Source organism: Pseudomonas sp. B13(2017) (genome assembly GCF_002113245.1).
Lineage (GTDB): Bacteria > Pseudomonadota > Gammaproteobacteria > Pseudomonadales > Pseudomonadaceae > Aquipseudomonas > Aquipseudomonas putida_Z.
The window spans coordinates 222164-240686 of the sequence record NZ_NEJX01000004.1; the positions used below are offsets into that span (position 1 = coordinate 222164).

The 18523-nt window shown below is 63.3% G+C and carries 17 protein-coding genes; 5 read left to right on the top strand and 12 right to left on the bottom strand.

Annotation, left to right across the window (positions count from 1 at the left end; all coding sequences use genetic code 11):
• Nucleotides 1-111 precede the first annotated feature (111 nt).
• On the top strand, nucleotides 112-960 hold the full coding sequence (locus CAG44_RS08160; protein ID WP_371858538.1) for an NAD(P)-binding domain-containing protein: 849 nt from the start codon (nucleotides 112-114) through the stop codon (nucleotides 958-960).
• 68 nt (nucleotides 961-1028) lie between these two features.
• On the top strand, nucleotides 1029-1181 hold the full coding sequence (locus CAG44_RS08165) for an amino acid permease (protein ID WP_085663867.1): 153 nt from the start codon (nucleotides 1029-1031) through the stop codon (nucleotides 1179-1181).
• 48 nt (nucleotides 1182-1229) lie between these two features.
• Here CAG44_RS08165 and CAG44_RS08170 read toward each other — a convergent pair whose 3' ends face one another.
• The 7 genes from CAG44_RS08170 to CAG44_RS08200 all read right to left on the bottom strand — a co-directional run bounded on the left by CAG44_RS08170 (nucleotide 1230) and on the right by CAG44_RS08200 (nucleotide 8414).
• Nucleotides 1230-2888: a cation acetate symporter gene (locus CAG44_RS08170; protein WP_085663868.1), complete on the bottom strand. Its 1659-nt coding sequence runs from the start codon at nucleotides 2886-2888 to the stop codon at nucleotides 1230-1232.
• On the bottom strand, nucleotides 2885-3208 hold the full coding sequence (locus CAG44_RS08175; protein ID WP_085663869.1) for a DUF485 domain-containing protein: 324 nt from the start codon (nucleotides 3206-3208) through the stop codon (nucleotides 2885-2887). The genes CAG44_RS08170 and CAG44_RS08175 overlap by 4 nt, the downstream gene beginning before the upstream one ends.
• A gap of 56 nt (nucleotides 3209-3264) precedes the next feature.
• Nucleotides 3265-4917 (bottom strand): acyl-CoA synthetase, encoded by a 1653-nt coding sequence (locus CAG44_RS08180; RefSeq protein ID WP_256575234.1) that lies wholly within the window; start codon nucleotides 4915-4917, stop codon nucleotides 3265-3267.
• A 96-nt stretch (nucleotides 4918-5013) separates the two neighbouring features.
• A complete protein-coding gene (locus CAG44_RS08185) occupies nucleotides 5014-5781 on the bottom strand; it encodes an SDR family NAD(P)-dependent oxidoreductase (RefSeq protein WP_085663870.1) in 768 nt (255 codons plus the stop codon).
• A complete protein-coding gene (locus CAG44_RS08190) occupies nucleotides 5781-6953 on the bottom strand; it encodes an acyl-CoA dehydrogenase family protein (protein WP_085663871.1) in 1173 nt (390 codons plus the stop codon). The genes CAG44_RS08185 and CAG44_RS08190 overlap by 1 nt, the downstream gene beginning before the upstream one ends.
• A 49-nt stretch (nucleotides 6954-7002) precedes the next feature.
• Entirely contained in the window at nucleotides 7003-7359 is a 357-nt protein-coding gene (locus tag CAG44_RS08195) for a DUF6285 domain-containing protein (RefSeq protein ID WP_085691875.1), read from the bottom strand.
• Complete coding sequence (locus CAG44_RS08200; protein ID WP_085663873.1) at nucleotides 7356-8414, bottom strand: phosphotransferase family protein; 1059 nt, start codon at nucleotides 8412-8414, stop codon at nucleotides 7356-7358. The genes CAG44_RS08195 and CAG44_RS08200 overlap by 4 nt, the downstream gene beginning before the upstream one ends.
• A gap of 199 nt (nucleotides 8415-8613) precedes the next feature.
• On the opposite strand from CAG44_RS08200, the gene prpR reads away from it, so the two are divergent.
• The 3 genes from prpR (at nucleotide 8614) to CAG44_RS08215 (ending at nucleotide 12132) form a co-directional block, all read left to right on the top strand.
• Nucleotides 8614-10560: a propionate catabolism operon regulatory protein PrpR gene (gene prpR / locus CAG44_RS08205; protein ID WP_085663874.1), complete on the top strand. Its 1947-nt coding sequence runs from the start codon at nucleotides 8614-8616 to the stop codon at nucleotides 10558-10560.
• 445 nt (nucleotides 10561-11005) lie between these two features.
• Nucleotides 11006-11584: an NAD(P)H-dependent oxidoreductase gene (locus tag CAG44_RS08210; protein ID WP_085616371.1), complete on the top strand. Its 579-nt coding sequence runs from the start codon at nucleotides 11006-11008 to the stop codon at nucleotides 11582-11584.
• A 164-nt stretch (nucleotides 11585-11748) separates the two neighbouring features.
• Nucleotides 11749-12132, top strand: coding sequence for a MerR family transcriptional regulator (locus CAG44_RS08215; protein ID WP_075045430.1), 384 nt, complete (start codon nucleotides 11749-11751; stop codon nucleotides 12130-12132).
• Nucleotides 12133-12201: 69 nt separating this feature from the next.
• Here the strand turns inward: CAG44_RS08215 and CAG44_RS08220 are convergent, their stop codons facing one another.
• The 5 genes from CAG44_RS08220 to CAG44_RS08240 are packed head-to-tail and all read right to left on the bottom strand — an operon-like array spanning nucleotide 12202 to nucleotide 18516.
• Complete coding sequence (locus tag CAG44_RS08220; RefSeq protein ID WP_085691876.1) at nucleotides 12202-14811, bottom strand: RND family transporter; 2610 nt, start codon at nucleotides 14809-14811, stop codon at nucleotides 12202-12204.
• A 33-nt stretch (nucleotides 14812-14844) separates the two neighbouring features.
• Nucleotides 14845-15681, bottom strand: a complete 837-nt coding sequence (locus tag CAG44_RS08225; protein ID WP_085691877.1) for an outer membrane lipoprotein-sorting protein — start codon at nucleotides 15679-15681, stop codon at nucleotides 14845-14847.
• Nucleotides 15682-15731: 50 nt separating this feature from the next.
• Nucleotides 15732-17015 carry a DUF1302 family protein gene (locus CAG44_RS08230; RefSeq protein WP_085691878.1) on the bottom strand — a complete coding sequence of 428 codons (1284 nt, stop codon included), beginning with the start codon at nucleotides 17013-17015 and terminating at the stop codon, nucleotides 15732-15734.
• A 2-nt stretch (nucleotides 17016-17017) separates the two neighbouring features.
• Entirely contained in the window at nucleotides 17018-17782 is a 765-nt protein-coding gene (locus CAG44_RS08235; protein WP_023662732.1) for an SDR family NAD(P)-dependent oxidoreductase, read from the bottom strand.
• Entirely contained in the window at nucleotides 17779-18516 is a 738-nt protein-coding gene (locus tag CAG44_RS08240; RefSeq protein ID WP_085691879.1) for an SDR family NAD(P)-dependent oxidoreductase, read from the bottom strand. Before CAG44_RS08240 ends, CAG44_RS08235 begins: the two co-directional genes overlap by 4 nt.
• Nucleotides 18517-18523: the final 7 nt, after the last annotated feature.

Sequence of the window (18523 nt, forward strand, 5' to 3'; positions counted from 1 at the left end):
GCTCCCCCGTGGGGCATCACGTCAAACAACAATCAGGAGGCTTTGGCCGTGCGCGAACAAAATAATGATGAAAGCTTCGAGTTCGATGTGTCCGTGGTCGGGCTCGGTGCCATGGGAACGATCATGGCGCACGCGTTGCTCAAGCAAGGCAAACGCGTGGCGGTCTGGAACCGCTCACCCGCCAAGGCCGCGGCGCTCGTCGCCGCCGGCGCTCACCTGTGCGACAGCGCCGAAGCCGCGCTGGTCGCAAGCCCTGCCACGATCTTCGTGCTCCTGGACGACCACGCGACCCACGAGGTGCTCGGGATGCCAGGTGTGATGCATGCACTGGCCAATCGCACGATTGTCGACTACACCACCAACGCCCAGGACGAGGGCCTGGCGCTTCAGGGCCTCGTCAACCGGGCAGGCGGCGATTACGTCAAAGGGATGATCGTGGCCTACCCGCGCAACGTCGGCCATCGCGAGAGCCACAGCATTCATACCGGTGATCGTGAAGCCTTCGAGCAGAACAGGGCGCTGCTTGAAGGGCTCGCCGGGCATACGGTGTTCCTTCCCTGGGACGAAGCACTGGCCTTTGCGACCGTGCTTCACGCCCATGCGTTTGCCGCGATGGTTGCGTTCTTCGAGGCCGTGGGCGCGGGCGAGCGGTTTGGCCTGCCGGTTTCGAAGACGGCCAGGCTCCTGCTCGACACCTCACGCTTTTTCGTCGCCGACGCCCTGGAGGAAGCGACACGCCGACTCGAAACACAGGACTTCGCAGGCGATCAGGCGAGGCTCGATGTGCATGCGCACGCCTTCGCGCACATTGCCCAGTCCCTGCAGGTACAAGGGGCCTGGACGCCGGTCTTCGACGCGGTTTGCCAGGTCGTGCAGCGCGCGGAATCGATGGGTTATGGCGACCAGGACATCGTGGCCGCCACCCAGGTGTTCGCCTGCGAGAAAGACGCAAGGGAATAGCTGTGCTCTACAGGCTTCTCGGATCGACCCCGAAGACAACAACTACAAAAATGTCGCTGGAGGTTCCTATGCGCCGATTTGGTTTTCTGCTGGCCGTCTTGACGCTGGCCATTTTCCTGAGTGCCCTGCTTGCCCCCAGGCCGTCCCTCGTCAACCGAGCGGCGGCGCAGCACATGGGGCATCCGATCACCAGCATCGGCGAGGTCTTCAGGGGGTACTAAGGAGGGAGCGCGGCCGCAGGCTCTCATCCGCCAGCGGCCGCTTGTGACTCAATGATCGACCGCACCGCTGGCACCGAGGCCGGTCTGGCCGCGTACGAACTGGTCGGCGAAGGCCGCCCTCTCCGCCTTGGCCCGCGTGGTCCGGTCAAGCCTGGAAACGCCATACGCCACCGCAAACGCCAACGGCATGGAGAACAGCGCAGGCTGGGTATAGGGGAACAGCGGCTCGGCGAAGTGCAACACATCCACCCACACCAATTTGGAAAACACCACGAAGCCCATGGCGCTGACCAACCCGACGTAGCCACCGGCCAACGCGCCACGGGTGGTCAGCCCCGACCAGAACATCGACAGGAACAGCACCGGGAAGTTGGCCGAAGCGGCGATGCCAAAAGCCAGCGCGACCATGAAGGCCACGTTGATGTTTTCGAACACGATGCCCAGGGCTATCGCCACCAGGCCAAGGCCCAGGGTCGCCAGCTTGGTCACCCGCAGCTCCTGGGCCTCGCTGGCCGCGCCTTTCATGATCACCCGCGCATACAGGTCATGGGCGATGGCGGACGCCCCGGCCAGGGCCAGGCCTGATACCACGGCCAGGATGGTGGCGAAGGTCACGGCAGACAAAAAGCCCAGCAGCAGGTTGCCGCCTACGGCCTGGGCCAGGTGCATGACCACCATGTTGCCCCCGCCCAGCAGCTTGCCACCCACCTGTCCGCCTTCGAAGAACTGCGGCTGCTGGCTGACGATCACGATCGACGCCAGGCCCAGCAGGAAAATGACATTGAAGAAGTAGCCGATGAACCCGGTGGCATAGAGCACCGACTTGCGCGCCTCCCGGGCATCGCTGACGGTGAAGAAGCGCATCAGGATATGCGGCAGCCCGGCGGTGCCGAACACCAGCCCCAGGCTCAGCGACAGCGCGGTCAACGGGTCGGCCAGCAGGCTGCCGGGCGCCAGCAGACGCTCGCCCAGGGCATGGGTGTGCATGGCCTTGCTGACCAGCGTGTCATAGCTGAAGTCGAATTCGCGCATTGCCAGGAACAGCACCACGGAGCCGCCCACCAGCAGCAGGAATGCCTTGATGATCTGCACCCAGGTGGTCGCCACCATGCCGCCGAAGGTCACATACAGCATCATCAGCGCACCGACGATCACCAAGGCGATGTGGTAGTCCAGGCCGAACAGCAGCCTGATCAACTGCCCGGCCCCGACCATCTGCGCCACCAGGTAGAAACACACCACGGTCAGCGAACCGATGGCGGCCATGGTGCGCACCTTGCCCTGGTCGAGGCGGTACGAGGTGATGTCGGCGAAGGTGAAGCGGCCCAGGTTGCGTAGCCGCTCGGTCATCAACAGCAGCAACACCGGCCAGCCCGCGAAGAAGGCGATGAGGTAGATGTAGCCGTCCATGCCGGAGGTGTAGATGAGCGCGGTGATCCCCAACAGCGTCGAGGCGGACATGTAGTCACCGGCCAGCGCCAGGCCATTCTGCCAGCCCAGGATGCCGCCACCGGCGCTGTAGAAGTCCGCCGTCGAGCGGGTGCGCCGCGCTGCCCACCAGGTGATGCACAGGGTGAACAGCACGAACACCATGAACATGCCTATCGCATGCAGGTTGAGCGGCTGACGCTGGCCTGCGTCGAGCGCAGGCGATGCCAACAGCAGGCCGGAGTGCAGCAACAAAGCCAGAAGCAGTAGTTTCTTCATGCGCCCTGCTCCTCTTCCAGCCCGGCAACCAGCGCCTGCGTCAGGCGGTCGAACTCGCCATTGGCCCGGTACACATAGAACGCCGACAGCGCACAGAAGAACACGAACAGGAAAGCGCCGGCCGCGACGCCGAAGGTCATGTTCGACCCCTCGGCCAGGCGCGTGGCGATCAGCTCGGGCCAGAACGATACCAATGCGATGTAGCCATAGAATGTGGCCAGTATCATTACGAACAGGATCAGGGTAAAACGGTTTCTGCGCGTCACCAGTTGCTGGAACCGGGCGCTGGCGCGAACATGCGCGTATAACAGGCTGGACATGGGACACCTCGATCAATGTACTTGTTGTTATGGGGTGTGCAGGTGTTGCAGCTCGATCAGTGCTCGGCGTCGGCGGTCTGAGCCTCCTGTTGCCGGGCCCACTCGCGCAGGACGAACTTCTGGATCTTGCCGGTGGCTGTCTTGGGCAACTCCGTGAGGGATACATGTCGCGGCGCCTTGAAATGCGCCAGGCGTTCACGGCACCAGCGGATCAGGTCGCCTTCCGTGACCGCGGTCCGTGCATCGGCGCGCAGGGAGACGAACGCATGGGGTGTCTCCCCCCAGCGCGAATCCGGGCGCGCCACCACCGCTGCCTCGACCACCTCGGGGTGCTGGTAGAGCACTTCTTCGATCTCCAGCGAGCTGATGTTCTCGCCGCCGGAAATGATGATGTCCTTGGCCCGGTCCTTGATTTCCACGTAGCCGTCCGGGTGCAGCACGGCCAGGTCGCCCGTGTGCAGCCAGCCATTGGCCAATGTGGCCCGGGTGGCCTCAGGGTTGTGCAGGTAGCCTTTCATCACGGTGTTGCCGCGAACCACCAGTTCGCCAAGGGTAAGGCCGTCGGCCGGGACCGGGCGGCCGGTGCCGGTATCGAGCACCGTGGCCTCCTCGAGCATCGGGTGGGCGACACCCTGGCGGCTCATGAACTGCGCACGGGCTTCAAGCGGCAGTTCGTCGACCCCCGGCTGCCACAGGCACAAGGTGCTGGGGCCGTAGCTTTCGGTCATGCCGTAGGCGTGGGTGATGCTGAAGCCGCGTGCCTCCATGGCGGCGATCACCGCGCTGGGTGGCGCAGCGCCGCCGGTGATCACCGCTACCGGCCCGCTTGGCGCGCCGGCGTGCTCGGCATGGATCAGCATCGACATCACCACCGGCGCGGCGCTCAAGTGGGTCACGCCATGCACGGCAATCGCCGCATGGATCGCTTCGGGCTGAACCTTGCGCAGGCACACATGGGTGCCACCGGACAGGGTCACCGCCCATGTGTGGCTCCAGCCGTTGCAGTGGAACATCGGCAAGGTCCACAGGTAGACGCTGCGCGGCCCCAGCTGGAAGATCAGCGCCCCGGCGCAGGCATTGAGGTAGGCGCCGCGATGATGCAGCACCACCCCCTTGGGGTCGCCGGTGGTGCCGGAGGTGTAGTTGATGGCGATCGACTGCCATTCGTTCTGCGGCGCGCTCAGCGGCCTGGCCGGGTCGCCCTGGGCCAGGAACGTCTCGTAGTCCAGGTCATCGGCCAGCTCGCACGGCTCGGCCGCGTCATCGTCGATGCCCACCAGCAATGGCGGTGTGTCGAGCATGGCCAGTGCCTGCTGTACCACCGCACCGAACTCACGGTCGCAGATCAGCACCTTGGCCGCGCAATGGCGCAGGATGAAGGCGATGCTGCGCGCCTCCAGGCGGATATTGATGCACACCAGCACGGCGCCCGCGCCCGGCACGCCATAGTGCGCCTCGAGCATCTCGGGGATATTCGGCGCCAGGATCGCCACCCGCTCGCCCGGCTGCACACCGACCCGTTCCAGCGCACTGGCCAGGGCCCGGCTGCGCTGGTGCAGCTGCTGGTAGCTGTAGCGCCGCTCGCCATAGACCACGGCATCGCGCTGCGGGTACACCTGGGCGGCGCGCTTGAGGAACGACAAGGGTGAAAGGGGCACATGGTTGGCGTTGTTGGGGGCAAGCTCATGCTCGAAGGTTGGGTGAATCATCACTGCCACCCCATCGACAGGTTATCCAGGCATTGAAGGTACATACACATCTCCTGCTTATTGTTGTTCTCGCCTCAGGCTTGGGTCCGGGTCAGCTCACAGGCTGCTGCACAGATGCCCGCCATCGACCACGATCTCGGCGCCGCTCATGGCCCGCCCGGCATCGCTGGCCAGCAAAAGCAAGGCGCCGTCCAGGTCCTGTGGCTGGCTGAAGCGCCGGCTTGGGATACGCGCGCGCAGCTTCTCCCCCGCCTCGCCGGCCAGGAACGCATCGTTGAGCTCGGTCATCACGTAGCCCGGCGCCAGGGCGTTGACCCGGATGCCATGGCGCGCCAGTTCCAGGGCCATGGCGCGGGTCAGGTGGGCAAGCCCGGCCTTGGCCGCGAGATAAGGGCCGACGGCGCCGGCCACGCGGCTGGCGAGGATCGAGGTGACATTGATCAGGCTGCCGCCCTGCCCCTCGGCGACCATCCGCCGGGCGCACTCCTGGGCCACGGTCCAGGCGCCCTTGAGGTTGGTGTCGAGCACCCGGTCCCAGCTCTGGTCGTCACAGGCCAGCAGCGGCTGGCTGTCGCTCACCCCGGCGTTGTTGACCAGCACATCCAGCGGGCCGGCGGCGTCGAGCACCCGGCACACATCGTCGCGGCAGGTGACATCCAGGGCCAGGGCCCGGGCGCGACCACCGGCCAGCTCGATGGACTCGACCAGGCTCTGCAGCGGCGCCAGGCGCCTGGCCGTCACCACCACCTCGGCTCCGGCCGCCGCCAGGGTGCTGGCGAAATGTCGGCCAAGGCCGCTGGAGGCGCCGGTCACCAGGGCGCGGCGCCCATCGAGGGCGAACAATCGGGCAAGGGTCGGCTGCATCAGTGGGCTCCCGGGCGCTGGTCGAGGAGTTTCTTCGCCAGGCTCATGCGGTGCACTTCGCTCGGGCCGTCATAAATGCGGAACGGGCGAATGTCGCGGAAGATCCGCTCCACCACGGTTTCCCCGGTCACCCCGCGCCCGCCCAGCACCTGCACGCAACGGTCGACCACCCGCCACAGCGCCTCGGCGCTGATCACCTTGGCCATGCTCGAATCGACATTGGCGCGCTGGCCCTGGTCGAGCACCCAGGCGCAGTGCCACACCGCCAGGCGCACCACATGCAGGTCCATCATGTTGTCGGCCAGCATGAAACCCACGCCCTGGTGCTCGCCCAGCGGCTTGCCGAAGGCGTCGCGGGTGCGCGCGTAGTCGCAGGCAATGTCATGGGCCCGTCGTGCGGCACCGAGCCAGCGCATGCAGTGGGTCAGGCGCGCCGGGGCCAGGCGCACCTGGGCATAGCGGAAGCCCTTGCCGATCTCGCCCAGCACATCGCTGGCCGGCACCCGCAGGTTGTCGAAGCGCAATTGCCCGTGGCCACCCGTGAAGCAGCTGTCCAGGGTATCCAGCTGACGTTCGTGGACGATCCCTTCACGCTGCATGTCGGACAGGAACATGGTCGCCGAGCCATCTTCCATGCGCGCCATGATGATGGCGAACCCGGCGCCGTCGGCCCCGGTGATCAACCATTTGCGGCCGTTGATCAGGTAGTCGTCGCCATCGCGGGTGGCGGTGGTGCGCAGCATCGACGGATCGGACCCCGAGCCCGGCGCCGGTTCGGTCATGGCGAAGCACGAACGCACATGCCCCTGGACCAAAGGCCGCAGCCAGCGGTCCTTCTGCGCTTCGGTGGCCACCACGTCCATCAGGTGGATGTTGCCTTCGTCCGGGGCATGGATGTTCAGCGCCACCGGGCCCAGGGGCGAGTAGCCGGCCTCTTCGAAGACGATGGCCTTGGCCGCATGGCTCAGGCCCAGCCCACCCATTTCGCGGCTGGCGTGGGGCGTCAGCAGGCCTGCGGCCTGGGCGCGGGCCTGCAGGTCTCGACGCAGGGCGTCGCTGGGGCCGTGGCCATCCTGGCGTGGGTCGTTTTCGAACGGGATGGCCTGTTCGGCAATGAAGGTGCGGGTTCTGGCCTGCAGTTCGAGCAGTTCGTCTGGGAGCGCGAAATTCATGGGTTTCCTTCTTCGTACGTGTCGGTCTTGAAACTAGGGCTCGCCGCGCTCAGCGCACGGCCTTGGGGTTACTGATCGCCAGCCAGTCGAGCGTTACCTGGCGCAGCGTCTCGACCAGGGTGCGAGCACTGTGCGGGGCGTCATGGCGCCCCTGGCGAATCGCCCGCGCCAGCTGGCCGCGGGCATCCTGCAATGACGGGGCGGGCGCATCGATCAGCGCGGCCAGGCGCGTCTGCTCCTGAAGGCTGACGACGGCGTCCAGGCGGTTCTCCCGAGCGGCGATGGCCATGGCATTGGCGATCATCAAAGTCGGGTAGCGCAGCTCGCCGGGCAGCGCCGGCAATACCTGCTCCAGCAAGGTCTGGCGGGCGATTTCGAGTAGTTCATGGGCGTGCGGCTGGGTCATGGCGCATCGGCTCCGGTCATGTTCAGGATGTCGAGTTCAAGCTCGGGCAGCAGGCGCGCAGTCAGTGCCAGCTCCAGGGAAGGCTCTTCGCCGGACAGGTGGCGCTGCCCCTGCTGCAGGGCGATCACCGCCCAGCGCAGGGTCGCCATGACCTGCCAGTAACGCAGTTGGCCGGGCTCGATCCACAGTGGCGATACTTGGTGGTAGCCACGCAGGAAGTCCGCCAGTTGGCCGATGCCGCCGGCTTCCAGGTCAGGGCGGGTGAAACGCCAGCAGGGGGCGGTGAACCAGCCCAGGTCCTCGTATGGGTCGCCCCAGCCGGTGAACTCCCAGTCCAGCACCGCCTCCAGCCCCTGCTCGCTGGCCAGGTAGTTGCCGGTGCGGTAGTCGCGGTGCAGCAGGCACAGACGGCTGTCGCGCGGGGCATGCAGCTCGCACCAGCGCAGGCCCCACTCCAGCGCCGGGTAGGCATCGTCGAGGGTGTCGAGGTAACGACGGTAGGCATCGACGGTGGCCAAGGCCGGCGAACGCTGCGGCACGGGCAGAAAGTCCAATGCCACACTCAGCGGGCGGATCTGATGCAGGCGCGCCAGGTTGGCGCCGAGCTGCTCCGCCAGCCGGGCCTGACCTTGGGCGCCCGCCCCTGCGCTGAGCAACCGCCCGGCAGCAACCCCCGGCACGTATTCCATCAGGAAGAACACCCGCCCGTGGACCTGGGTATCTCGGCACAGCCAGAGCGGCCGCGGCACTTTCACCCCGGCCTGGTGGGCCACCTGCAACACGGCGAACTCCTGGGCGCGGTCGAGGCTGGCCGGCAGCGCGGACAGCGCGTCGCTGCGCAACACCCAGCGCCGGGCACCGGCCCAGGGGCCGCCCTCGATCAGTAGTTCAAGCAGCCAGTTTTCCTGGATGGCACCGCCGCTTAGGCGCTTGCGGGTTTGCATGACAACGCGTGTTGCCGTTGCCTGCTCGCGGATGAAGTCGACAAGGCGCTGCTCATCGGCCGAGACCGCGAGCGCGTCGCCTGCCGGACAAGTCGTAGAGGAACTGCTCATGAATCAATGGTCCTGCCTTCGGTTTCAAGTGGGCAGGTCAGCTAGAGCAACGCCCGGGCCAACTTTGCCAGGCACACCTGCAGAGCCCGTCACACCTGGCTTGCAGCGCTTCATGGGAAAGCCTGACGAGGCGCCTTATTGCATATGTGAAACAAATTAGTTCACGATGGAAACATTTCATTTCTGAACAGGCGCCACCATGCACTCCCCCACGTCCCAGGTCGTCGTGCTGATCAGCCACCTGCAGCGCCCCCGGCAACGCAGCCGCCTCGCGCAAATGGTGGCCGCACTCGCCGCGGACTACCCCGACACCCACATCGAAGTGCTCGACACCTCGGTGACCGAGGCGCTGCAAGTCGCCCGCGAACTGGAGTTGCGCGGTGAAGCCGACGTATTCATCTGCGCCGGGGCCACTGCCGCCTACCTGCGCAAGCACCTGGCGCGCCCGGTACTGACGATGCGCGTGGGTGGCGATGACCTGCTGCGGGCGCTGGGGCAGGCGCGCGAGCATGCCTCGCAAGTGGCCTTGCTCAGCTACAACCGCATCGACCAGGGCCTTAAGGCCATGGCCGCGCTGTTCACGGTGCAGGTTCACCAGGCCGCCTACACCTCCCTGGAAGAAGCGCGCCAAGCAGTCGAACAGGCCGCCCGGCTGGGGTGTCGCAGCATCATCGGTTCCTCGACGGTGGTGGAGCTGGCAGAACAGGCCGGCCTGCACGGCGTGCTGTCGCTGAGCGAGGACACGGTGCGCAAGGCGCTCGAAGAGGCCCTGGGCATTCTCGACAGCCAACGCATCGAGATCGCCAAGCGCCGGCACTTGAACGCCGTGCTGCAACACATCCCCACCGGCGTGGCGGCGGTCGACAACCAGGGCGTGGTGCAGTCGCTCAACCCGGCCCTGGCCCACCTGCTGGACTTGCCACTCAGCGCCGCGCTGGGCCGTCCGCTGCAGCAGCTGTGCCCGGAACTGGACCTGCAGCAGGCGTTTGCACAGGGCGGCGAAGAAAACCGGGTGATCCGGCTCGGCTCACATGCCGTGGTCAGCAACCTGCTGCCGATCCTGGAGAACGGCCAGCGCACCGGCCTCGTCCTGACCTGCCAGGACACCACCGCCGTGCAGCGCGCGGATCAACGCATCCGCTCCACCCGCCGCCCCGGCGCCTTCACTGCCCGCTACCGGCTTGAGCAGCTCGACGGCAACAGCCGGGCCAATCGTGAAATGCTGCAGTTGGCCAGGCGTTTCGCCGCCAGCCAGTCAACCATCCTGATCACCGGTGAAAGCGGTACCGGCAAAGAGCTGCTGGCCCAGGGCATCCATAACGAAAGCCCGCGCGGGCATGGCCCCTTCGTAGCCATCAACTGCGCGGCATTCCCCGAGTCGCTGCTGGAAAGCGAACTGTTCGGCTATGAGGAAGGCGCCTTCAGCGGCTCGCGCAAGGGCGGCAAGCCCGGCCTGTTCGAAGTGGCTCACCGTGGCACGCTGTTCCTCGACGAAATAGGCGACATGCCCGTGTCACTGCAGACGCGCTTGTTGCGGGTACTGCAGGAGCGCGAGGTGCTGCGTTTGGGCGGCACCGAGCCGATCGCGATCGATGTGCGCATCATCGCCGCCACCCATCAGGACCTGAGTGCTGCGATACAAGATGGCGATTTTCGTACCGACCTGTATTACCGGCTCAACATCCTGCGCCTACAGACCACGCCCTTGCGCGAGCGCCCCGAGGATATCGCCCTGATCTGTCGAGGCATTAGCCAGCGCCTGCTGGTCCAGGGTCAGCCGCCTGGCGCGGCGGAGGTGCCAGGCGCCCTGCTGCCTTACCTGGCACGTTATGGATGGCCAGGCAATGTGCGTGAGCTGGAGAACGTGATCGAGCGGGCGATGCTCTCGGCCTGCGAGCTGCTGGGGGAGCATGGCGTGAACGAACAGTATCTGGCGCGGGTGCTGCCCGAGCTGTGCGAAAGTGTCGCGCCAACCAGCCGTGCCAGGCCCTCCCGGGAGTCGGACCTGCACAGCATCGGCAAGGCCGCCCAACTGCGGCATGTGCAGGAAACCCTGGACAACTGCCAGGGCAATCTCGACGAAGCGGCGCGGGTTTTGGGAATCAGTCGGACCACGTTATGGCGAAGGCTCAGGTCAGTGCGGTGAATCAGGTACTTGGCCACCCAACGGCCAATTACCGATTGAGTATCGTTCCACGTCGACGGAAGATGTTAGTCAGGAGCGCTCCAGTACAGGCGCGGGCCCGCCCAGTTTCCAGCCACTGCACCTTGGAGATGCACTGATGCCCACCGTATACCACATCGATGGCTAGCCGAAATCGCCATTCTCGATCGCGTATCCTACTGAGGGTATCGAAGGGTATTTCTGGGGGTACATTTCTGCTTTTGTAATCCAGAAATCCCGCTCTAGAGCCCTGTCCAAATGTTCTTCGGGGACCCTGAAACATTACGTTCCTGCCCACTCATTCGACGGTTTGCCGGGCTACACCCGAGCGCTGCTGAACTGTTTGTCTCTACCGCTAACCGGCAACGCTTGACTCTACCGTAAGGGGCAGACTTTACCCTTGGCTCTTCATCACCTGGAGTTTGTCATGAAGAGCAAACGCATGCTCGTAATCCTCGGCCACCCTTCGAACGACAGCTTTTGCGGCGCTGTGTCCGAACGTTATGTCGAGGCCGCCACGCAAGCAGGCCATGAGGTGCGCCTGCTGCGCCTGGACACCCTGGATTTCGATCCGGTCTTGCACGATGGCTATAACCAGGTCCAGTTGCTTGAGCCCGATTTGATCAACGCACAGAACGACATTACCTGGGCCGAACACCTGACATTGGTGTACCCGATCTGGTGGGGCGGCATTCCGGCGCTGCTCAAGGGGTTCTTCGACCGCGTGTTTCTGCCCGGTTTTGCCTTCAAGTACCGCAAGGGCTCGCCCTTCCCGGATAAGCTGCTCAAGGGCCGCACAGCTCACCTTCTGGTGACCATGGACACGCCGCCGTGGTACTACCGGTGGGTGTATCGCATGCCGGGCCTGCACCAGATGCGCAAGACCACCCTGGAGTTCTGCGGCATAAAACCCCTGAAAACCCTGACCTTCGGTCCGGTATTGGGCTCCAGGCCGGAACAGCGTGAAGCCTGGCTCAAACAAGTCCAGGCAGTCGCCAGCCGCTGATCGGCCCCGGTCGTATCGTGCCCCTGCGCTGCCCAGCCGAGCCTCCCTGCTGCGACACCTTGTCCAACTTGGCTTCCAACCCCCTGACGCTTGTGCAAAGATGTCGCGCGCCTGTGCGAGCGCGCGACATCTTTTCGCTTCTGATGCGTCAAAAAGGGATTTTCATGTACATCGGCAAAGCCGCCCAGCTGTCGGGCACCACCGTCAAAAGCATTCGACATTACGAAGAAATCGGCCTCTTGCCCCCCCCGCAACGCGAAGGCAAGTACCGCATCTACAGCCAGCAAAGCGTAGAGCTGCTGACCTTCATCAAATGTGCTCAGCAACTCGGTTTCAAGCTCAAGGAAATGCAGGCCATTCTGCAGGATCATCGCGGCCAGGAGCTGCCCTGGGATCTGGCCATGCAGGCCATCAATAACAAAAAGCAGGAATTGATGGGGCAGATCCAGGCCTTGCAGCAAGTGCATGACGGCTTGGTAGAGTTTGAGCTGAGCCTCAAAGATGCTCAGATGCAATGCCAGTTCGAACACCTGGAAAAAGCTCGCTGAATCCGCACCGCCGCCCCTGAACGGCCATGGCGCCCCGTGCCGTTTTCAACACGCAGGCGCCCCGGCGATTTAGCCTGGCACAGCCTCACCCCGCGGCTGCTCGCCCTCTTGCACTGCTGGTTGCGGCACAATCGAGGCAAAGAACCACGGCGAAATCAGCGTGACCAACAAAATGGTCATGAAGCCACTGGATGACAGCGCCAGTATCACCAGTACCCCCAGGTCAATGACGGGTTTGTAGGCGGAGAACAGCAGCGCGACAAAGCCCATCGAGAAGATCACGACATTGACCACCGTCGAGCGCCCGACGCCCTGCATGGCCGCCAGGATGGCCTCGTCGACCTCGATGCCCTTCTGCACCAGCATCTTGATCCGTGACAGCAGGTGAACGGCGTAATCCACGACGCCCACCACCAGGAACGTCACCAGTGTGGTACCGATGTTCAACTCGATATCCAACAGGTACATGCTGCCGTACACCGTCACCGACGTGGTCAGCAACGTCAGCATGCCGAGGATGCCCAGGCGTACTGACTTGAGCCAGAACATCATCATCAAGGTCACGGCCAGCAACGCCAGCGAGAAGCTCAGCACCTGACCCTGGGTGATTTCCTGCAACACCCCGGTCCATATGTACGGCGTACCGGCATGGGTGACTTGCAGGTTGGCCGGTTTGTTGATCGCCAGCCAGGCGTCCAGTTTATCGAGCATCGCCTGGTAATCGCCCGCCACAGAGGAGGTCATGGTGAACAGCGTCACCGCCTTCGAGTAATCGGCATTGAGCACGTTCTGCAAGTCGGTGCCGCCACCGTTCTCGAACATCATGATGTGTTGCTCGATGAGCGAGTTGCCATCGACTTCGAAGGTCTCCGGTTTCCCGTCATCATCGACCACCGTCACCTGCTCCACCGCCTGCGGCACCCGCAGGAAAGCAGGGTTCATGTCGTTGAGCACGAGGTTCATGCGCTTGATGTAGGTCGCCACCGAATAGGTGTAACTCACGTTCGGCTGGGCCCTGATGAACTGGTCCAGACGTTCGAGGAACTGCACGGTTTCAGTGGTCAGCGCGCCACGCGGAGTCTTGGTGTCGAAAGCGATCCAGCCCGGCGACGTACCCGCGACCCCGGCCCGGTTGATGAACTCGTCAGACATCCGCACCGGGCTATCCTTCTTGAAGTAGGCAATGCCCGAGTCTTCGATATCCACCTTGAACGTGAACACCGTCATCATCGCCAACAACGGCAGGGTCACCAGCAATACCGGCTTGCGCCAGCGAATCAGCCAGGCACAGAACACCACCAGATAGTGGGAGATCAGCGACTCTTTGAGTTGCACTTTGCGCGGGACGGCATCTTTGCCCCAGATCGAAATCCACGCCGGAATCAGTAGCAACGAGATGATCAGCGCCGCCGTCAGGCCAATGGACATGAACACGCCAAAGTTGCGGATGCTGACAATGTTGTTGGTGGTGGAAATCAAGAACGTCGCAATAGTCGTGACCGTTGTCAGAACTACGGGCGTGACCATCAGGCGCTGGGTTTCACGGTTGGCTTCGCGGAAAGACTTGCCCGAATTGAGCTGTTCGTAATACTCGGCCATGACGTGGATCGCATCGGCACAACAGATGGTGAACAGGAACACCGGCAAGACACTGGTGAGCAAGTCCATCGGCACACGCAGCAGCGCCATCAGGCCAAGGGTCCAGATGGTGCAGAACAGGATATTGAACAGCGGCAGCACCACGCCAAGTGGTTTGCGAAAGAAGAAAACCAGCAGAGAGGTCACCAACAGGAATACGATCGGGAACAGCATCGCCAGGTCGTGATCGATGATTTCCTGCTGGGCCGCAATGAAGATCGGCATGCCGGCGATGAACACCTCATCGGTGAACTCCGGGTGAGCGGCCTGGTACTTCGCGATGATCTCGCGGACCTGGTGATAGGCACGCAACTGGGCCTGAGCGTCGTCCTGTTTGGTGCCCAGTTCGGCGACGACCATGGCGACTTTCTTGTCCGCCGAGACGACGCCACCAACCATCTGCTCGTTGCCCATGATCTGCGCTTCGACCTTGCTCGGGTCCATATCCAGGGCGTGCAGGGTCTTGTGGATCCACAACTCGCCATCGGCACTCAAGCTGATGTTTTCCAGGTCAGCCATCGAGGCCATTTCCTGGATCGGGTTGAGCCGCTCGGCAAGAAAGCTCAGGAACTGCAGGTCGTGGCTGTCCCAGTGCCGGGCAATCCCATGGTCGCGCAGCGCTTTGGCGGCAGCGTAATCGTTCTGCGAAAAACCTTCGGCGAGGATCTGCACCAGCAAGGCCTGGGCATCGGGATCGCCACTGTGGAGGCCAACGATGCGCTGCAGTTCGACACGGTCCTCATCGTTCGCCAGCATCAGCCGGCGTATGGCCTGGGACAACTCGAACTGGGCGTTCAGCGACGTGGAGTTGAAGACACTCTCGGGGTTGCTCAGCGCCACCATGACCGAGTCATATGTGCCGGTGAACTCGCGCTGCAAATCAATGATCGTCTTGCGCGCCGGGTGAGTGTCCTTTAGCAGATACGGATTGGTGTCCGACATCAGCGCGCCGAGGGTGTAGGTGAAGTAGGCGGTGATCGCCACCAGCACGAACACAATTGCCCGCGCATGGCGCTCGACGAAGTTCAGGTATCTTTCCATGAATGAGGGTTCCAGATGAATCGAGAGCGGCGCTTAGCGGGCAGACACGGCGTATTCCGGCAAGTCGCCGGCTTTCAGCCCGCGCTTGATCGCGGTCTGCGTGAACAGGCGGTCGTCCAGCGCTACGTTGTACTGCAACTGGTTGAAACGCAGCTGAGAGCGCGTACCGGCGATGAAGTCTTCGGTTTCGCTGAAGGTAATGCTGTCGATCTGGTCGATGGTTTCAGTCTTCAGAGTGCGCATCTGCTTGAACATCACACCTTTTACATCGAAGAAGTCCTGGCGCAGCACCAGTGAGTTTTTCTTGTCAACCCAGACCTTGAGCTTGTTGTAGCCGGTCTTGGCCAGCACGGCAGGCGTCGCCGGCTCACGCTCGATCACGTAGCAATCGCGGCCCTGCAACTGCTCTTCGCCAACCAGCGTTTGGCGATAGTCTTCGGCGCGAATCTTGTCGAGGTCGGCATAGGAGTAGTCGCTACCCATGAACGCCCCGCGTTTGTCGGTGGTGGAAATCCTTCGGGTCTGTCGGCTGACCGGCAAATACATCCATTGGCTGTCTTCGAGGCCCAGGGCCTCGCGCGGGTTTTCGATGTGGAAGGCGACGTCACGCACATCACTCGGCGCGGAGAAATACATGGTGAATTTGTCGCTGTCCGGGTAATCCTTTTGCAGGTAGCTGAACTCGCGGATGCGGCTTTTACCTTGCTTGTCGATCAGGATCAGGGACACCTGGGACATGAAGCTCTTGCCGTCATCGCGGTCCCGGGCCTGGCGAATGATGTCGTCGGCCGTGGGTGTTTCAGCTGCCATGGCGGCAGCGGCGCTCAGCAGCAGTGCGCTTACAGTCAGGGTCTTGAAGATGGGCAACATCGCGATTTCCTTTTCATTGTTTGCGTGGTTCGCACACCGCACTGGTGTGGTCAGAACAGATAACCGGCGGACACGCGCACCTGATCGCGGTTGGCGTACGCACCGAACTGGCGGTCGGGCTTGCCGAAGAACACATCGACTTCGAGCCCCAACTTGAGCCAGTCCACCGGTTTGTAGGTGAAGATCCCCTGAACGAAACTGTCGTCCTGCGCTGGCGGCGACATGCCGAAAACCAGGCGGGTCTTGAGGCGATCCTGGAACTGCGAGCCTTCGGCAGACACGGTGAACAGGTCGTCGCGTTTGTCCTGGACCATGCCGGGCTGCCAGTCGAGCAGCCGCTGATGTTGCCACTGCGTCGAGATCAGCCAGTCCCGCAACAGGTAATCGACGCCCAGCAGCGACTTGGTCATCGCCGTCTGGTCGCTGCCGTAAGCGCGGTAAGGATTGGTGACGCGCCAATTGTCGAAGTAGGCGACTTCACTGCGTACCACGATGCTGTGGCCGGCATCGATGGCCACACTGGCGCCGCCCATGGAATAGCGCGGGAATTGCCGTTCAAGGCGAATCAGGCCCTCTTCGGTCTGGCCTTCGACGGCGTAAACCGGGTCCTGCTGGCGGGCGTTGAGGGCAACGAAACTGACATCCACCGTGCCGATCCGGCCGTTGGCACTGGCGCCGTAACCGAAGCCACTGTGACCGTCATAACCGGGCCGCGAATCGACCACAAACATCTGCGGATCGGGTGTGGCAAAAATCGGTGCATCGAACTCGCTGCCGACGGCCGGCGCCTGGTTTTTCACAAAATCAGTGATCACCATCGCTTCCAGCTCCCACTCGGCGACCGGCTGCACCAGGCGAATCATCGGCACGGCGATGCGGCTGTCTTCCAACAGACCGATCACACCCTCGCGATAATCCAGCGGGTTGATCTGATCGAGCACCCGTAATTCATCTGCACGCCCCCACACCACCTGCTGCCAGCCCACCGTCAGCTCGCCGTCACCGACGTAGAGCCCCCAGTAAAGGTGCCGCCAATCGGCAGTGGCCCGGTAATCGTCCCGGGCTTGCGCGCTGTAGGGGTTGTTGCCGTCATAACGGAAGTCGTAACGGGCTCGGCCCTTGGCCTTGTAGTAGCCGCTGTCCCAGGCATCCTCCAGGCTGAACTTGAGGTACAAGGCCTTTTGCGTGACCTGGTCGTCACCGTGCAGACGCACGGCCGTGGCAACGCCGATCTCCGCTTCATGATGCTCCGGCAACCACTCGGCGATCGCTACTGGCGAGCCGAGGCTGACCAGCGCGGCCAGAAGGCCGCGGTTCAATCCCAGTCGAGCCATGGCTACATTCCCAACCCGGCACCGCCGTCGATCATCAGGCTTTGCGCCGTGACACCACTCGCCTGCGGGCTCGCCAGGTAACGGACCATGGCCGCCACTTCGTCGCCCTGAATGAAGCGCCGCAGGGGCAACTTCTTCTTGGCATTGCGCAGGATTTGCTCGTGGGTGATCCCGGCGATGCGCGCTTGAGCCGCCAATTCGCCTTGCAGCATCGGTGTGTCGATCCAGGCGGGCAGGATGGCATTGACAGTGATTCGCCGTGGCGCCAGGTCTAGCGCCAAGGCTTTGGTCATGCCGATGATGCCGTGCTTGGAGGCGCAGTAAGCGGTGTTGCGGACCTTGCCCGCTCGGCCGAGGATCGACGACATGTTGACGATCCGCCCACCATCCGCCATCAGTGGCAGGCACAACGAGGTGACGTAAAAGGTGCCGTTGAGGTTGATCGAAATCACCTTGTGCCAGTTGTCGAGGTCTTCGGGCTCGTTCTCGTCGCAAACCCCGGCGCTGTTGACCAGCACATCGACAAAGCCGACCCGGTTGGCCAGGCCCTTGAACAGAAGTTGCAGGCTGGCGAGATCGGCGATGTTCGCTTGATGGGTTTCGATGCGAGCGGCAAATTCGCCCTCGGTGACCCACCGCTGCAAGGTTGCCAGATCCCGATCGAGCAAGATCAAAAGGTGCTCGGCCTGGGCTGCAAAACTTTCCGCGACGGCGCGGCCAATACCATTGGCCGCGCCGGTGATCACAATCGTGCGTGCCTGGCTCATAGCATTTTCAATCCGCCGTTGACGGACAACACTTCGCCCGTGACGTACAGGCCGCGCTCGGCCAGATACAGCACCGCGTCGGCAATTTCTTCAGGCCGGGCGAACCGTTTGATCAACAGCCGCGACTGGATTTCCTGCTCATGGGCGCCGACCAGGGCTTCGCTCATGTCGGTGCTGACGATGCCGGGCGCCACCGCGTTGACCCGGATGTTGCGCGGCGCCAACTCCACCGCCAGTGCGCGCGTCAATGCTTCTACACCGCCTTTGGCCGCGGCGTAGTTGCTCTGGCCCTTGCCGGGCTTTTGCGCGGCCACCGAGCTGAGGTTGACGATGCACCCGCTGCGTTGGCGCATCATGCAGGGCAGCACCTGCTGACAGCACAACAACGTGCCGATCAGGTTGGTCTGGATGACCTCGGTGATGTCGCTCAACGATTGCGCGGCGAGCAAACCGTCACGGGTAATACCGGCGTTGTTGACCAACAAGTCGATACGCTCGAAACGCTGCTCGACCCGTTCAAAAAACGCCTGAATGCTCTGCGCATCCTTGACATCACACTGCACAGCCAGGCACTCCCGGCCGAGCCCTTCGACCTGCGCCTGCAAGGCAGCGGCTGACGCCTCGTCACGGACATAACTGAAGGCAACCTGATAACCCGCGCCGGCCAGAGCCAGCACGACGGACTTGCCAATGCCGCGACTGCCGCCGGTCACGACAGCTATTTTCTGAGTCATGACCGCT

What these genes read in the sequence shown, in the direction of transcription:
- CAG44_RS08160 (WP_371858538.1), top strand. Translation starts at nt 112, where the DNA reads ATGGGAACGATCATGGCGCACGCGTTGCTCAAGCAAGGCAAACGCGTG.
- CAG44_RS08165 (WP_085663867.1), top strand. Translation starts at nt 1,029, where the DNA reads ATGCGCCGATTTGGTTTTCTGCTGGCCGTCTTGACGCTGGCCATTTTC.
- CAG44_RS08170 (WP_085663868.1), bottom strand. Translation starts at nt 2,888, where the DNA reads ATGAAGAAACTACTGCTTCTGGCTTTGTTGCTGCACTCCGGCCTGCTG.
- CAG44_RS08175 (WP_085663869.1), bottom strand. Translation starts at nt 3,208, where the DNA reads ATGTCCAGCCTGTTATACGCGCATGTTCGCGCCAGCGCCCGGTTCCAG.
- CAG44_RS08180 (WP_256575234.1), bottom strand. Translation starts at nt 4,917, where the DNA reads ATGATTCACCCAACCTTCGAGCATGAGCTTGCCCCCAACAACGCCAAC.
- CAG44_RS08185 (WP_085663870.1), bottom strand. Translation starts at nt 5,781, where the DNA reads ATGCAGCCGACCCTTGCCCGATTGTTCGCCCTCGATGGGCGCCGCGCC.
- CAG44_RS08190 (WP_085663871.1), bottom strand. Translation starts at nt 6,953, where the DNA reads ATGAATTTCGCGCTCCCAGACGAACTGCTCGAACTGCAGGCCAGAACC.
- CAG44_RS08195 (WP_085691875.1), bottom strand. Translation starts at nt 7,359, where the DNA reads ATGACCCAGCCGCACGCCCATGAACTACTCGAAATCGCCCGCCAGACC.
- CAG44_RS08200 (WP_085663873.1), bottom strand. Translation starts at nt 8,414, where the DNA reads ATGAGCAGTTCCTCTACGACTTGTCCGGCAGGCGACGCGCTCGCGGTC.
- prpR (WP_085663874.1), top strand. Translation starts at nt 8,614, where the DNA reads ATGCACTCCCCCACGTCCCAGGTCGTCGTGCTGATCAGCCACCTGCAG.
- CAG44_RS08210 (WP_085616371.1), top strand. Translation starts at nt 11,006, where the DNA reads ATGAAGAGCAAACGCATGCTCGTAATCCTCGGCCACCCTTCGAACGAC.
- CAG44_RS08215 (WP_075045430.1), top strand. Translation starts at nt 11,749, where the DNA reads ATGTACATCGGCAAAGCCGCCCAGCTGTCGGGCACCACCGTCAAAAGC.
- CAG44_RS08220 (WP_085691876.1), bottom strand. Translation starts at nt 14,811, where the DNA reads ATGGAAAGATACCTGAACTTCGTCGAGCGCCATGCGCGGGCAATTGTG.
- CAG44_RS08225 (WP_085691877.1), bottom strand. Translation starts at nt 15,681, where the DNA reads ATGTTGCCCATCTTCAAGACCCTGACTGTAAGCGCACTGCTGCTGAGC.
- CAG44_RS08230 (WP_085691878.1), bottom strand. Translation starts at nt 17,015, where the DNA reads ATGGCTCGACTGGGATTGAACCGCGGCCTTCTGGCCGCGCTGGTCAGC.
- CAG44_RS08235 (WP_023662732.1), bottom strand. Translation starts at nt 17,782, where the DNA reads ATGAGCCAGGCACGCACGATTGTGATCACCGGCGCGGCCAATGGTATT.
- CAG44_RS08240 (WP_085691879.1), bottom strand. Translation starts at nt 18,516, where the DNA reads ATGACTCAGAAAATAGCTGTCGTGACCGGCGGCAGTCGCGGCATTGGC.